At 50.6% G+C, this 15,258-nt stretch carries 14 protein-coding genes; 2 read left to right on the forward strand and 12 right to left on the reverse strand.

The window, feature by feature from the left end; translation table 11 throughout:
- Positions 1-119 precede the first annotated feature (119 nt).
- Positions 120-1,187: a glycoside hydrolase family 43 protein gene (locus tag BLU99_RS00300; protein ID WP_091899200.1), complete on the forward strand. Its 1,068-nt coding sequence runs from the start codon at positions 120-122 to the stop codon at positions 1,185-1,187.
- Between the two features lie 88 nt (positions 1,188-1,275).
- Here the strand turns inward: BLU99_RS00300 and BLU99_RS00305 are convergent, their stop codons facing one another.
- From BLU99_RS00305 to BLU99_RS00320, 4 genes are read right to left on the reverse strand one after another with little or no spacing between them, the layout of a single operon-like run.
- Positions 1,276-2,760 carry a thioredoxin-like domain-containing protein gene (locus BLU99_RS00305; protein WP_091899201.1) on the reverse strand — a complete coding sequence of 495 codons (1,485 nt, stop codon included), beginning with the start codon at positions 2,758-2,760 and terminating at the stop codon, positions 1,276-1,278.
- Positions 2,757-3,836, reverse strand: coding sequence for a TlpA family protein disulfide reductase (locus BLU99_RS00310; RefSeq protein WP_091899202.1), 1,080 nt, complete (start codon positions 3,834-3,836; stop codon positions 2,757-2,759). Before BLU99_RS00310 ends, BLU99_RS00305 begins: the two co-directional genes overlap by 4 nt.
- 6 nt (positions 3,837-3,842) lie before the next feature.
- Positions 3,843-4,781, reverse strand: coding sequence for a TlpA family protein disulfide reductase (locus tag BLU99_RS00315; protein WP_091899203.1), 939 nt, complete (start codon positions 4,779-4,781; stop codon positions 3,843-3,845).
- 18 nt (positions 4,782-4,799) lie between these two features.
- Complete coding sequence (locus BLU99_RS00320; RefSeq protein ID WP_091899204.1) at positions 4,800-5,891, reverse strand: hypothetical protein; 1,092 nt, start codon at positions 5,889-5,891, stop codon at positions 4,800-4,802.
- Between the two features lie 267 nt (positions 5,892-6,158).
- Here BLU99_RS00320 and BLU99_RS00325 point away from each other — a divergent pair, with 267 nt between their 5' ends.
- A complete protein-coding gene (locus BLU99_RS00325; protein ID WP_091899205.1) occupies positions 6,159-7,799 on the forward strand; it encodes a tetratricopeptide repeat protein in 1,641 nt (546 codons plus the stop codon).
- A gap of 17 nt (positions 7,800-7,816) precedes the next feature.
- Here the strand turns inward: BLU99_RS00325 and pyrF are convergent, their stop codons facing one another.
- The 8 genes from pyrF to BLU99_RS00365 form a co-directional block, all read right to left on the reverse strand.
- Positions 7,817-8,686, reverse strand: coding sequence for an orotidine-5'-phosphate decarboxylase (gene pyrF / locus BLU99_RS00330; protein ID WP_091899206.1), 870 nt, complete (start codon positions 8,684-8,686; stop codon positions 7,817-7,819).
- 31 nt (positions 8,687-8,717) lie between these two features.
- Positions 8,718-9,830, reverse strand: coding sequence for a peptide chain release factor 1 (gene prfA / locus BLU99_RS00335; protein WP_091899893.1), 1,113 nt, complete (start codon positions 9,828-9,830; stop codon positions 8,718-8,720).
- A 92-nt stretch (positions 9,831-9,922) separates the two neighbouring features.
- Complete coding sequence (locus tag BLU99_RS00340) at positions 9,923-10,237, reverse strand: hypothetical protein (RefSeq protein WP_091899207.1); 315 nt, start codon at positions 10,235-10,237, stop codon at positions 9,923-9,925.
- A gap of 156 nt (positions 10,238-10,393) precedes the next feature.
- Complete coding sequence (locus BLU99_RS00345; protein WP_091899894.1) at positions 10,394-11,542, reverse strand: AIR synthase-related protein; 1,149 nt, start codon at positions 11,540-11,542, stop codon at positions 10,394-10,396.
- A gap of 29 nt (positions 11,543-11,571) precedes the next feature.
- Positions 11,572-12,324, reverse strand: coding sequence for a shikimate dehydrogenase family protein (locus BLU99_RS00350; protein ID WP_091899208.1), 753 nt, complete (start codon positions 12,322-12,324; stop codon positions 11,572-11,574).
- Between the two features lie 9 nt (positions 12,325-12,333).
- Positions 12,334-13,068, reverse strand: coding sequence for a bifunctional demethylmenaquinone methyltransferase/2-methoxy-6-polyprenyl-1,4-benzoquinol methylase UbiE (gene ubiE, locus BLU99_RS00355; protein ID WP_091899209.1), 735 nt, complete (start codon positions 13,066-13,068; stop codon positions 12,334-12,336).
- Positions 13,069-13,083: 15 nt separating this feature from the next.
- Complete coding sequence (locus BLU99_RS00360) at positions 13,084-14,040, reverse strand: phosphoribosylaminoimidazolesuccinocarboxamide synthase (RefSeq protein ID WP_091899210.1); 957 nt, start codon at positions 14,038-14,040, stop codon at positions 13,084-13,086.
- Positions 14,041-14,082: 42 nt separating this feature from the next.
- Positions 14,083-15,066 carry a PhoH family protein gene (locus BLU99_RS00365; protein WP_091899211.1) on the reverse strand — a complete coding sequence of 328 codons (984 nt, stop codon included), beginning with the start codon at positions 15,064-15,066 and terminating at the stop codon, positions 14,083-14,085.
- Between the last annotated feature and the right edge of the window lie 192 nt (positions 15,067-15,258).

Consider the following 15,258-nt stretch of genomic DNA (forward strand, 5'->3'; position numbering starts at 1 on the left):
TCTTGGATGATAAAAACGTAATAATTGTTATTTCGTGCGCAAAGGTACTATAAAAATCCTTATATTCCAAATAAATGTCGTAACTTTGGCGTCAAAAACAAACTAACGACAAATATCACATGAAACGAATTCTTTTGATGACACTGCTGGGGGCACTGTGCTGTCCCGCTGTCTGGTCGCAAACTGCCAAGGGTAATCTGCAGAAAGGCGACTATGGTTATCTCTATTGTCACATGAACGATCGCGGACGGGCGTGGACAGCCTATGCCCTGAGTCGTGACGGTTTCCACTATCACGACCTGTTGGATGGCGACTCCATCTTCAGTGATGCTGAACATGCCCGGATAGAGGGGGCCACCCGCGACGCCTTTGTATGTAGGAAGCACGACGGCTCAGGCTATCTGATGGTGTGCACTGATATGAATGTGGGGGCCAGAGACCTGTTGGGTAAGGCCGCCACATGGGATAACTATGGCATCGATCTGTTGACGAGCGATGATCTCATCCACTGGCAGTCCACCACCTTCGACTACCGGAAGGGAACGGCCATCTTCTCTGATCCTGAGGCCGAGAGCGTGTACCGGAACTGGAGCACGATCAACCGTGTGTGGGCGCCGCAGATCATGTGGGATGCCGACTACCAGTGGCCCGATGGACGGAAAGGCGGTTATATGGTCTACTATTCGATGTGGAACCGTGGCGAGGAGGCCTACGACCGTATGTATTACTCATATGCCGACGAGTCGTTTACCACACTTACGCAGCCCCGTCTGCTCTTCGACTGGGGCTATGCCACCATCGATGCCGACATCAACTGGGTGACCGCTGACCAGAAGTGGCACATGATGATCAAGAAGGAGGGGGGACAGCCTGGGCTGTTCACGGCCACTGCACCGGCCTTGATGGGACCGTGGAGTGAGCCTGTCGAGGACGACTATGTGAACTTCGAAGGCAACAAAAAATGCGAGGGTGTTTCTGCCTTCCAACTGGTGGGCGACTCCACGTGGGTGATCGGTTATATCGAATACTCCTCGAACCCGAAGAACTACCGTCTTTGTCGGGCCGACCAATATATGCGTAATTTCCATTCCCCTCAGAATATCGAGGGCGTCAGTCGACCGCAGCACGGCTCGTTCCTCCGACTGACGAAAGAGGAATATGAGCGGCTTGAGCAACTAAGAAGATAGTCCTTAGAGAAATAATGCCCTCGGAAGTATGATAGAGCTTCCGGGGGCATTCTGATAAGAGAGAGAATAATATGTCAATATGATGCTGTTATTCCAAAGAGACATGGCGGACGACGAAGTCGCCTTTCTCATCACCCTCCTTGAAGTCGAAGGTAGATGGCATGGTGTCGAACGGCTCGAAGGTGAGTGTGAAGTCTGTGTAGAAGAGGTCTTTCAGAAGCCCTTCTGTCGCTTCTGAGGCCTTCACCTGCGTATAGTTTGTATCGTCGAGTTTGATACCGTCGGCTGCCGTCAGTCTGTACTTCTTACCGTTGGCCTCCAGATAGGCATCTTTGGACATTCCGAACCCATAGATCTTGGGACTGTAATAACGGAAGCTGACGGTGGTGCCGCTGGCGCTGGCATCCACTTTCCGAATGGCGAGGGATAGGTAGGAAGTGTTGTCTTGTTTGGGACCGTTGAGACCCTCGGCCAGACCCATGAAGGATCCGGGAATATAGCCCATGCCCTTCCAGACGATACGTTTGTCAGGTGAGATAAGAACAAAATAAGGCCAGGCGTTAATGTCGCAGTATAGGCTGTTGATGCCCTTACCCTTCTTACCGTCGTTCCAGTTCTTCCAGACGATGCGCTTACTGAAGGCATGATTCTGCCACGCAGAGAGATTATTATCATTGATGCTGATGATTTCCAGTTTCCCTTTCATTTTCTCATAGACCTCTCTTATCTCAGGCTCAGATTGTATACAAGGGCCACATCCAAGATTCCAGAAGTCAAGCAGAACATATCGGTTGTCCTGTCCAAAAACCTCAGCAAGGTGATGCTTCTCTCCTCGCATGTCGAACAGCTCGACATCGACGATCTCTTCGCCTACCTGTAGAACATGTGGTGGATAGATATTGGCATGTATCTCTGCCAGTTGCTCTTCAAACCCTTTCGGCGCACGGGCAGCCATAGACTTCTCCAGTTCCTTTAGCTGCTCCATGTATGGAAAGCTATTATTATGGGTGATATTGATGCTTTTCACATCTATGGAAATGTCTTCCAGTTTATTGATTGAGGCCGCATCTACGGGCAATGATGGCAGGATATCCATCTCCATTTTTCTTCGCTTTATTTCGACAGGTCCCCGCTTTTCCCATGGTGCGCGGTCAGAATTCAACTTCAATAATTCTGCCAGCACGTCACGGCATTGTTCTATCAGGCGATCCTCTGTCTGTTGTTCGGGAATTGGACTCTCTACCTTCCATATGGGGATGAGATAATCATTACCCGTCATTTTCACGGTTACACCGGGACTCAGCCATATAAGACGTGAACTGTTGGGACTGCCCTCACCTTCGAGAAAGATATAGCTCTTGGTAAATTCCTCTACGGGAACGGTCAAACTGAAGCGCCCATTTTGCACTGTGTCTATTGTCGCAGGCAACTCGTTGTCGCCTACATAGGCTAAAGCCAACGTTCCGTCTTTCATTGCGGGTGAATAACCAGTGATGGTTGCTGTCTTTGTTTGTGCCAGTCCTGTCATGGTGACGAGGGCAAGCATCATCGTAATGATAGTCTTCTTGTTCATAGTTGTTTATTGTTTAGTGATTTATAGATAAGTGACTCCAGTTCTTCGGCATTGGTTGAGGTGGAAAGGATAGTACCGTCACAATCGATTAGGAACATAGCACCGCCACTTCTGTCAATACCGTTTTTACGCCAGATCTGGTTTTCGTCGTTCAATTCTAACAGACATATCCACGGATATCCGTCTTTCTTTACCGCCTTCTCCAGAGCATCTCGATTTCGTTCGCGAACAATAGCCACTACAGTAAAGCCTTGGTCTTTATATCGTTCATAGATTGGAGTCATAGCAATACTATGCCGACGGCATGGACCGCACCATGAAGCCCAAAGGTCAACAAGAGCAACTTTTCCTTTTATCATTGTAGAGATAGGCACGAGTTGACCGTCATTATTACGAACGTTATAATCGATATAAGGTTTGCCAGGTTGCAAACGATAGGCAGCCTCAACCGTAGCGATCTGCTCATGGATTGGATGATCTGGATACATGTCAACCAATTTGTCATGATACAATGTCAGATATGCCTCCCACTGCGATGCGTCGAAATCGGTGTATATGCTGGCATGACAGAGCGTATGGATAGCATCAAGCACATCGTAGAGCGTACATAGCATAGGATGCTCTTTTGCATAGTTCAAACGGAACGGAAGTCTCTCTTTCGGGGAGTTTCCACAGTGTATTTGTTCTATGCTGTCTCTCACTTGTTGTTTTCGCCCTTCCTCACCATTACTAATAACACGCATTGGTTGGTCTTCATACATCGTTACATTCACATCACAATTCTCAGTAAGAAACTTTCCTACATAAAATTTTCCTGTCTTAAATTGATTTAGGAAGAACACGTTGTAGAGTCTGGGGAAATCCGTTTCAATATCATAGGTAAAGCGTCCATCTATGGCATGTATGTGAAAGCGTGGTTCGTCAATCACTCGAAGATCAGTTCCTTCCTCACAGATGATGATGTCATCTCCCCACGCATCAGTATCCAATATGCCTTCAACGTGACATGTTATTTGTCCTTGTCCCGTCATCGCGATCATTACGAACAGGCAGGTGATGATGGTTCGCTTCTTCATGACTGGTTATTTTATGGAAACATTTCCAATGACTATGACGTCTTCGTCCTCGCCGTCGTCCGTCATAAAGTCGAAAGAGGTGGGGAGGGTGTCGAATGGCTCAAAGGTAAGCGTGAAATCGCAATAGTTAATGTCATCGCCAAATTTTTCCCTTACGGTATATGCTTTAACCTGGGGCGTGACATCCTCATCGAGTTTGATTCCGTCGGCTGCTGTCAGTTCGTATTTCTTGCCGTTGGCAGTGAGGTAGGAATCGCGGGAAATATTGAACCATAAGCCTTTTCTTATATAAACGCGGAAACTGATGGCGGTACCATTAGTGCTGGTCTTAACTTTCCTGATGGCCAGATTTGGATTTGAATAATTGTCTTGCTTGGGACCATTCAGAGCCTCGGCAATTCCAAGGAAACTTCCTGGGCCATAACCTGTCTGCTCCCAAAGGATACGACCATCGGGCGACAATAAGACGTAAAAGGGTGCGGCATTAAAGTCGTAGTAATGGCTCTTGACACCTCCTTGTTTGAATCTCTTACCGTCGTTCCAGTTCTTCCAGACAATCTTCTTGCTCAATTCATGTCCTTGCCATTCTGAGATCGAATCCAAGTTGATGGAAACGATTTCCAGTTTGCTCTTCATCCGGTCATAGACCTCCTGCAGTTCCGGCTCAGCCTTCCGGCACACGCCACAATGGAGAGTCCAGAAGTTGAGCAGCACATAACGACCATCGGCGAAGGCTTCAAATAGGCGATGTTTGTTGCCTTGCATGTCGAAAAGTTCGGCATCAACGGCTTTCTCTCCCACCTCCAGAATATGCAACGTATCGACTGCTTCCTGTTCTGATTCTATTGGGGAATCTGTCGTGTTTTTGGATGTTTGCGTGCAAGCACAAAAGAGTAATGCACCAGCGATTGAATAAATCGCAACCATAATATCTTTCTTGTTCATAACCTTGTTTATTAGAGTTTAGTATAGAGAACTTAAATCGTATGAGTAAATATATGGATCAGTCTCATCATCGATAAAATCTGAATATAGGTAAAGGGTCTTACCATCCTTGGATAACATAATCTCTTGTCCAAACTTATCAAGATGAATGATGTGTTGCTTGACGCCATCCCAGTCATACACCTCTACTGTATTACCCCACGGAAAGGGGGCCTTCATATCAAATTCCTCCATGATCTCGCCCTTGCTGTTGGAATGCTTATAAAGCAAGTAAATCCTGTCATTATCTGCGCAGCAATGTATGCGCTCGGTTGACAGCGTTTTATCAATCACAGGGATTGGGAGATGGTCAGAATATATATAGTTTAGGATATTTGTTTTATTTCCATCAATAGTAAAGATAAAAGCAAGCTTTCCAGAATCACCCCAATACAGAAATCTGCCTTTTCCATTATCTGCAACACCACCTTCGGTGTACACTGCCCACTTTTCCTCAGTCAAAACCTCTGGCGTACTATCATTGGGCCAATAGTCAAGCGGAGTGACCGTCTGGTTCTTAAAGTTTACGGTTGCGAGCACGTGGCGTAAATCGTCTTCAGGTGCTCCTATCAAGAGAAGAGTAGAATCGGATAATACTACAAATGTAGTACCACCTTGGTAAAAACGAGGCATTTGCCTGAGGTCGTATCTTTCCCATTTTGTCGGATCTTTAAAAGTAGAATGGTTGTCTGTGTGAGGTATCTTCGTCAATGTGGCTAAAGTCGATTCAAAAACAGTTTCATCAATCTCAGGGTGATCAATAACATATATTGCTCCATGATTGTCTTGCGATAGATCCATACAGCCGAACTCGTTTTGCCCATGCCCCTTTACTAATATCTTTTCTGCTTTCTGCCATTCTGTCCTTGTCATTTTACCGGAATAAATACTCCAGTCTTGATCCCGGGCATAGATGTTGTCCCCCAACATCCATTTGGGCCATAATCCCTTATTTATGTCCATTTTTACAAGCTGTCCCTCAAGAGACACCTCAAATTCTGCACCACTTTTGTCTGAACACGACACGAATGATGCCATACTAATAAGAAATAATAAGATTTTCTTGTTCATAGTTCTACGTTTTGTAATGATTGGTTTTTGAATAATCCGATAGCAAAGTTAGGATGAAGATGTGAACCATGCAAGCATTTGAACGGAAAATCGACATAGGTGGTGTTGCATGTTGTTTGGTCCTAATTGTCTGACAATAAGCAGGATGCGTAAATCGTGACGGTGAATAAAGTGACTGAGAGGGACGGGCAAAGAATGCGAAAACCATGAAAAAGACTTGCTCATGTGACGAAATAGCCGTATTTTTGCAGACAAATAACAATCTATATGAAGAGACTATTCATGATACTCGCCGTCGTGGCTATTACGGTTGGATGCACCGGTTGGCGTCACCCGCTGTTGAGGCAGGCCTGGGAAAAGATAGAAACCAAACCGCAAGATGCAAAGACTATTCTGGCAAGGGTAGGGACGGATGCCCTGACAGAGAAGGAACAGGCAGAATACGGACTACTGAGAACGATGGTGGCCTATAAGTTGTCTGAGAAGGTGGAAGACGACTCACTCATATCCGCCAGCATCGCCTATTACAACCAACATGGTGACGATTGGCACCGTGGTCGCGCCTATTATTACCGTGGTGCCATTAGAATGGCCAGGTATGGCATGAATACCGATGCCATTAAGGACTTCAAAATGGCGGAGTTCATTTCGGAGCATGCCGACGACAAGGAGCTGAAGAGTCGGGTCTATGGCATGCTGTATTTTGTCAATGAGATTTTCAATAACCATCCGCAGATCCTGAGGTATGCACATAAGAGACTGGACAGCAGTATCGAACTCAATGACAGCATGAAGATTATCAAGAGTCTTATGGATTGTGCCACGGCTCATGCAGACATCGGACAGAAGGACAGCGCATGTATTTATATAGAGAAGGCAATCAATCCCCAACTGCTTTCATTTGCCCGTGAGACAAAGTTGATGGTTAGTATGGTATCAGAATCCAGTCAGGATGTTGGTTATTCATATCTGTTGTCCGACGTTTATGCAAGGGCTGCATCCATCTATCAGGAGAGAGGGGATATGGGGAAGGCCGTTGCCTATGTGAAGAAATGGGAGGAGACAGAATCCTACGAGAATATTGGCTTCCTGACTCTGGCTCGTATCCGTAAGATCCAAGGGAAATATGAGATGGCTATCCGACTGGCTGAGGTGGAGATGGGAATGGAAGGGAGCGACCAGAAGACGCGTATGGAATGCCTGGATCTTCTTTCCGAGCTATATGAGTTGACGGGCCATCAAGAAAGGGCTTCAGAGGCACGGCAACAAGTAAAAGCGTACAACGACTCCATGAAATACGTGAATCAGACCATGCAGATGGTTGAGTGGCAGCAACGGTTCGACGAGGTGCGACAAACGAAGGAATACTATCGCCGGACGACGAGGATGCAGGCACTGACGATCTTCTTGATCGTTGTGGTGGCGCTGGCCATTACTCTCGGTACATGGTGGCATCGCAGGCGGGTGCACCGCCTGAGTTGCCAGTTGGATGTGGACACGCAACGCATCAGTGAACTGCGCACGAAGATCGAGCAGCAAGAGAGGAGCGGCGAACAGAATGGACAAGAGATGGCGCGGTTGAAGGAAGAGTTGGAGAGTCGTATGGAACGCATCTCGAACACGTTGTTGGTGGGTACACAGATGTTCAACCAGTTGCAGCAACGCCAGAGCATCGCCGACGCCACGGCCAAAGAGCAGCAGTGCTTGGTGGACTATTTCGCCCAACTGCGTCCGAAGCGCTGGCAGGAGTGGGGGCGCAAGTACAGTGGTCTCTCTACGGCACAGTATATCTTCCTCATCATGCAGGACGACCTGCATTACGACGACGAAGCCATCGCTGCCGCTCTGAACGTGAAACGCACGTCGGTCAGAAGCATGCGCTCGAGAATCAAAGGAAGGGAGAAATAAAATAGGGTTCTGAAATTTCAGAACCCTTTCTTTTTCAATTCTTCTGCCATCTCCTGTTGGAGCTTCTTCGCGGCAGCGGCCGCCGCCTCGGCGAAGTCCTCACCGTTGGAGGCATAGATGATACCGCGTGAAGAGTTCACCAGCAGACCACAGTCCTTGGTCATGCCGTATTGGCATACCTCCTGCAGACTGCCACCCTGGGCTCCGACGCCCGGCACGAGCAGGAAGTGGTTGGGCACCACCTTACGGATATCCTCGAACATCCTTCCCTGAGTTGCACCCACGACATACATCATATTCTCGTCGGTGCCCCATTGTTGCGACACCTTCAGCACTTTCTCGAACAGACGTTCCGACTCTTTGTCTTCCGTCAGTTGGAAGTCGTGCGATCCCTTGTTTGATGTCAGCGCCAGCAAGATCACCCACTTGCCTTCGTAACCTAGGAACGGCGATACACTGTCCTCACCCATATAAGGAGCGACGGTCAGAGCATCGACCTGCGACTCACCCTCGAAAAACGTACGGGCATACATGGCCGATGTGTTGCCGATATCTCCGCGCTTGGCGTCGGCGATGATAAAATGATGGGGATAGTTCTCTTTGATGTACTGAACGGTCAACTCGTAGGAGATGATGCCACTGGCGCCCAACGACTCGTAGAAGGCCAGGTTGGGCTTGTAAGCCACACAGTAAGGGGCTGTCGCATCGATGATGAGTTGGTTGAACACGTACAAAGCCACAGCCTCGTCGTAGTCCTCGCCCTCCTGAAGTTTCGCCTTACACTCCTCATGGATAAATGCCGGAATCTTCTTAATGTCCGGATCCAGTCCCACGCAGAGAAAACTCTGTTTCTCCCGTATCTGTTCTATCAGTTCTTGTCTGGTCATATATCTATAACTCTGAATTCTCAACTCTGAACTACAACTCGTTCTCCTTCATGCGCTCCGCATTCTCGGCCACTGTCAGGGCATCGATCATTCCCTGAATGTCACCACCGAGGAATCCTTGCAGGTCGTGGGTGGTATAGCCGATGCGATGATCTGTCACACGACCCTGAGGGAAGTTGTACGTACGGATCTTAGCACTACGGTCACCCGTCGACACCAGACTCTTACGGCGCGATGCAATATCGTCCATGTATTTCTGATGCTCCTTGTCGTAGATGAAGGTGTACAGACGTGAGAGGGCGCGCTCCTTGTTCTTCGGCTGGTCACGCGTCTCCGTACACTCGATGAGTATCTCCTCTGTCTCGCCGGTGTTAGGGTTTTTCCACATATAGCGCAGACGCACACCCGATTCCACCTTGTTCACGTTCTGGCCACCGGCACCCGAGCTACGGAAGGTATCCCATTTGATCTCACCCTCGTTCACGTGTACCTCGAACTTATCTGCTTCGGGCAGCACAGCCACCGTGGCAGCCGAGGTGTGCATACGTCCCTGTGTCTCGGTAGCAGGCACACGTTGTACACGGTGCACGCCTGACTCATATTTCAAGGTGCCATAGACGTCGGCACCTGAGACGGCAAAGTCAATCTCCTTGAAACCGCCGACAGCACCCTCCGACACACTGGTGATCGAGAGCTGCCACCCTTTCGAGTCGCAGTAGCTCTTGTACATCTTGAACAGGTCGCCGGCAAACAGACAAGCCTCGTCGCCGCCCGTTCCTGCACGAATCTCCATCTGTACGTTCTTCGCGTCCTCAGGATCCTTTGGTATGAGGGCGATCTTGATCTCCTCCTCAAGCTTTGGCTGCAGTTCCTCGTTAGCGGCCAACTCCTCGCGTGCCATCTCCTTCATCTCCGGGTCGGTCTCGTTGGCCAGGATATCCTTGGCCTCCTTGATACCGTTCAGGCAGGCGATGTAACGCTTACGGGCATCCATGATGTCGCCCAGATCCTTGTATTCCTTGGTGAGCTTCACGAAACGGTTCTGATCGGCAATTACGTCGGGGTCGGTAATCAGGGTCGATACCTCCTCGAAGCGAGCCTCCAGTCCGTCGAGCTTCTGTAAAATGCTGTTATTCTCCATAATCGCGTGCAAAGGTACCACAAATTCTTGAAAATAAAGAAGAAAGCATGATTTTTCTTCCTCAGCCCGTCTCTGTGGCACCCTTCACACTGCCCTTATTTGTCTTTCTTCGGTTCCGGGAATTTCGGGTGTACCTCATGGAACGAGTCCATCGCCACCACACGACCGTCGACGAACTCCACGATTACCACGTCAAAATCACCATAATTGTCACGCGAGCGGTACTCCCATCGTTCTGTATTACCCTCGAAACTGCGATAGTCGGTCTTGCCGACGACCAGACTGACCTCATCTATGGTCATGCCTGGTTCGATACGACTTGTATAGTTTGCCACACTCTTGTATGACCCACACGCGCTGAGTGTCAGCACTAAAGTGGCAACTGCCACGTTTCTCGTAATTCTGTTCATAATTCTTCGTTGTTTTAAGTTCGTATGGCAAATATAGACCATTGTATGCTCAAAACACAAGGAAATTCCCTAACAAAGAGTAGGGAATTCTCTATATAACGAAAAGATCCCTGAGAGACGGTGCTCTCAGGGATCTCTGGTGTTTATGGTTGGCGTTTAATACTCAAATGTGCCGAACTCGCTCTGGATGGTGAGGCTCTTCTTGCCTTCCTCGATATGACCCACAATCTGGGCGTCGATATTGAACGACTGTGAGATGGCGATGACCTTCTCGGCAACCTCGGCGGGTACGTAGATCTCCATGCGATGACCCATGTTGAACACCTGGTACATCTCGCGCCAGTCGGTGCCTGAACACTCGTGGATGGCACGGAACAGAGGCGGCACGGGGAACATGTTGTCCTTGACGACACGGCAGTTGTCACTGACGAAATGTAGCACTTTGGTCTGGGCACCACCGGTGCAGTGGACCATGCCGTGAATCTGAGGGCGCAACTCGTCGAGCAGCTTCTTGATGACAGGGGCATAGGTGCGGGTGGGCGAGAGGACGAGCTGTCCGGCATCCACGGGCGATCCCTCGACAGCGTCGGTGAGTTTGTACTTACCGCTATATACGAGCTCGTCGGGTACGGCGTGGTCGTAGCTCTCGGGGTAGTTCTCGGCCAGGTATTTGGCGAACACATCGTGACGCGCAGAGGTGAGGCCGTTGGAGCCCATACCGCCGTTGTAGCGCTTCTCATAGGTGGCCTGTCCTGTAGATGACAGACCGACAATGACGTCGCCCGGACGGATGTTCGCATTGTCGATAACATCGCTGCGCTTCATGCGGCAGGTGACGGTGGAGTCGACGATGATGGTGCGCACGAGGTCGCCCACGTCGGCTGTCTCACCACCAGTGGGGTAGATGCCGATACCCATCTCACGCAACTCGGCCAGGAGTTCGTCGGTGCCATTGATGATGGCAGAGATAACCTCGCCGGGGATGAGCATCTTATTACGCCCGATAGTGGAGGATACGAGGATGTTATCGACGGCACCCACACAGAGCAGGTCGTCGGTGTTCATCACGATGGCATCTTGTGCGATGCCCTTCCAGACGGAGAGGTCGCCCGTCTCCTTCCAGTACATGTAGGCCAGTGCCGACTTGGTGCCGGCACCATCGGCATGCATGATGTTACAGTACTCAGGGTCGCCGCCCAGGATGTCGGGAATGATCTTGCAGAAAGCTTGCGGGAAGATTCCCTTGTCAATGTTTTTGATGGCGTTGTGAACGTCTTCTTTGGCGGCACTCACACCGCGCATCATATATCGATTATCACTCATAAGTCTATCAACTATTTTTCTTTTCCATTCCAGAATTCCCACGAGGCGAAGGCCTGCAACAGGAGCATCTCAAGACCGTTCTTCACCTCGGCACCATGCTCGGCACCACGGCGCATGAACAGAGTCATGTCGGGGTTGTAGATGAGGTCGTAGAGGATGGTGTGCTTGTCCATGGCCTCGTAGGGCAGCAACGGGCACTCCTCAGTATGGGGATACATGCCGACAGGGGTACAGTTGACGATGACATTATAGTCTCTAATCACCTCGGGGGTGATGTTCTCGTACTGGATGGTGTCGGGGCGCTCATAGCGGCTGACGAAGACCGGCTCGATGTCGAGCGACCGCAGACCGAAGTTGATGGCCTTAGAGGCTCCGCCTGTGCCCAGGATGAGAGCCTTCTTGTGCCATTTCTTGTCGATCATGGGCTCGATGCTCTGGGTAAAGCCGATGACATCGGAGTTGTAGCCCTTGAGCAGGGTCTTGTTCCCCTCGTGGGTGACACGGATCACGTTGACAGCACCAATGGCCCTCGCCTCAGGACTGATGCTGTCGAGGAAGGGGATGACCTTCTCCTTGTAGGGGATTGTCACGTTCAGCCCTCGCAGGTTCGGATTCTTGTCCAGGATCTCGGGGAGATTGTCGATATTCGGGATCTCGAAGTTCTCGTAACGGGCATCGATGCCCTCATCGGTAAACTTCTGGTTGAAGTAGCTGATGGAGAAGGAGTGTCCCAAAGGATATCCGATTAAACCGTACTTGTCCATAGTCCTTATCTATTTTGTTGCGAAATACATGGTGCAGATACCGAAGGTGAGTCGTCGGAACGAGGCTTCTCGGAAGCCCGCTCCTCGGAGTATCTCTACCATCTGCTCTCCCTGTGGGAAGGCCTCGATGGTACGTGTCAGGTAGCTGTAGGCGCTCTGATCCCTACTGACGAGGCGTCCGTAGACCGGCAGTATCGTGTGGGCGTAGATGTGGAACAGCTGCTTCATGGGGAACGACACCGGACTTGTCAGCTCGACGATGCTCAGGTGACCGCCCTCACGGAGGACACGCCCCATCTCACGGAGCCCCTGGTCGAGGTCGGCGAAGTTGCGTATGCCGAAGGCTGCGGTCACGGCGTCAAACGACGCGTCGGGGTAGGATAGCCGGGTGCAGTCTTCTTTCTCGAAGACGACGGTCTGGTCGAGTCCTGCGGCCTTTACCTTTTGACGACCGATCTCCATCATGCCCTCACTGATGTCGGCACCGACAATCCTGTCGGGCTGGAGCATGCGGGCTGCGAGGATGGCGAAGTCGCCCGTGCCAGTGGCGATGTCGAGCATCGTCTTGGGTGCGAAGGGAGCGAGCTGCCGGATGGCCTTACGGCGCCAACGCTTGTCGATATCCCAGGAGAGACGGTGGTTCAGCTTGTCATAGGTGGGGGCGATGTTGTCGAACATCTGCTCCACCTGTGCGGCCTTCTCACCATCGCCATATGGCTTGATCTTCTCCTGTCGGTATCCCATGGCTCTCTTTGCTTCTTATTTGCTCTTGAAAGCTTTCAACCAGCTGCTGACATTGTTCTCGATGCGGGTAGCGATATCCTCATCGCTTGTCTCGCGCTCGAAACGCTCGCCGACGATATGCTCGTAGAGCTCGATGTATCGCTCAGACACGCTCTCAGCATACTCGTCCGTAATCTCGGGCATCACCTGTCCGGGCTCGTTCATGAAGTCGTGCTCGATGAGCCACTGACGTACGAACTCCTTCGAGAGCTGACGCTGGGGCTCACCCTTAGCCAGTTTCTCCTCATAGCCTTCGGCATAGAAATAACGGCTGGAGTCGGGGGTGTGGATCTCGTCGATGAGGTACACCTTGCCGTTGCGCTTACCGAACTCATACTTCGTGTCGACGAGGATCAGACCGCGCTTGGCGGCAATCTCCTGACCGCGCTTGAAGATCTTACGGGTGTAGTCTTCCATCACGGCATAGTCCTCGGCTGAGACGATACCCTGGGCGATGATCTCCTCCTTGGAGATGTTCATGTCGTGCCCCTCGTCGGCTTTGGTTGTCGGGGTGATGATAGGCTCGGGGAACCGCTCGTTCTCCTTCATGCCGTCGGGCAGCTTCACGCCGCAGAGTTCACGGCAGCCGTTCTTGTACTCACGCCAGGCTGAGCCGGTGAGGATCGAACGGATGATCATCTCCACACGGAAACCCTCACACTTCAGACCGATGGTCACCATCGGATCGGGCGTGGCGAGCTTCCAGTTGGGACAGATGTCGGTCGTGGCGTCAAGGAACTTGGCAGCAATCTGGTTGAGCACCTGACCCTTGAAAGGGATGCCCTTCGGCAGTACGACATCGAATGCCGAGATACGATCGGTGGCCACCATGACCATCAGGTCGTCGTTAATGTTGTACACATCACGAACCTTTCCGTGATAAACGCTCTTCTGTCCTTCAAAATTGAAGTCTGTTCTGGTTAATGCTTTCATCTTTATTCTTTATTTGCACAGAGGTACAAAGTCACAGTGCTGTTATTCTTCTGCTTCCTTGTACCTCTGCGTTTCATTGTTGTTGTTCCTTTCCTTGTCGTACTCCTCGTAGGCGTTGACGATCTTCGTCACAAGTTTATGGCGGACGATGTCCCGGCGGTCGAGGTTCACCACTCCAATGCCCTCTACATTATTTAATATATGCAGTGCCTCGATGAGCCCGCTCTTCTGCGAGTGGGGCAGGTCTATCTGTGTCATGTCGCCTGTGATGATCATCTTCGTGTTCCAACCCATACGGGTGAGGAACATACGGATCTGGGCCGGTGTCGTGTTCTGAGCCTCGTCGAGGATCACCACGGCGTCGCTGAGCGTACGACCACGCATAAAAGCCAATGGTGCGATCTGTATGATGTGCTTCTCCATCATGTCCTGCAGCTTCACCTGTGGCAGCATGTCCTCCAGAGCGTCGTAGAGTGGTTGCAGGTAGGGGTCGATCTTATCCTTCATGTCGCCCGGTAGGAATCCCAGCTTCTCACCGGCCTCGACGGCAGGACGACTCAGGATAATCTTCTTGGCCGTTTTCTCCTTCAGGGCCTTCACGGCCAGGGCGATGGAGAGGTAGGTCTTACCTGTTCCGGCTGGACCGACGGCGAACACCATGTCGTTCTGACTATAGGCTTCGATCAGTCGCTGCTGGTTCTCTGTGCGTGCCTTGATAGGGCGCCCCGACATCGAGTAACATACCACCCCCTCGGGGATATGCTCGCCCGGGCGCTTGCCCTTCACGATATCCAGGATATCCTCGTCTTTCAAAGAGTTGAACTGGAGCACATGGAAGCGCAGTTTCTCGATGCTCTCCTCAAATGCTGCCATCTGTTCCTCGTCGCCGAGCACACGGATCACGTTGTCACGCGCCATGATACGGAGCTTCGGAAATAGAGAGCGCAACATCTGCAGATGTGCGTTGGCAACCCCGAAGAAGATGACGGGATCTATGTCTTCTAATACAATATGCTTCTCTATCAAGTTGACAAATTTATAATTTGGGTGCAAAATTACGAAAAAACGAGAGAAATGCAAAATAAAAGTTTGTTTTCTTTTGCATTCCTTCATTTTCTTTTAGTTACGAGAAAGAAACCGAGCCCTTAGAGCCCCTTGGTAAGGGGCGGCTATAATGCAGGGTTGCACCCTGCAGAGACGTTCTTTTTCTTCGGCGCG

The organism is Prevotella sp. lc2012 (assembly GCF_900107065.1).
GTDB lineage: Bacteria > Bacteroidota > Bacteroidia > Bacteroidales > Bacteroidaceae > Prevotella.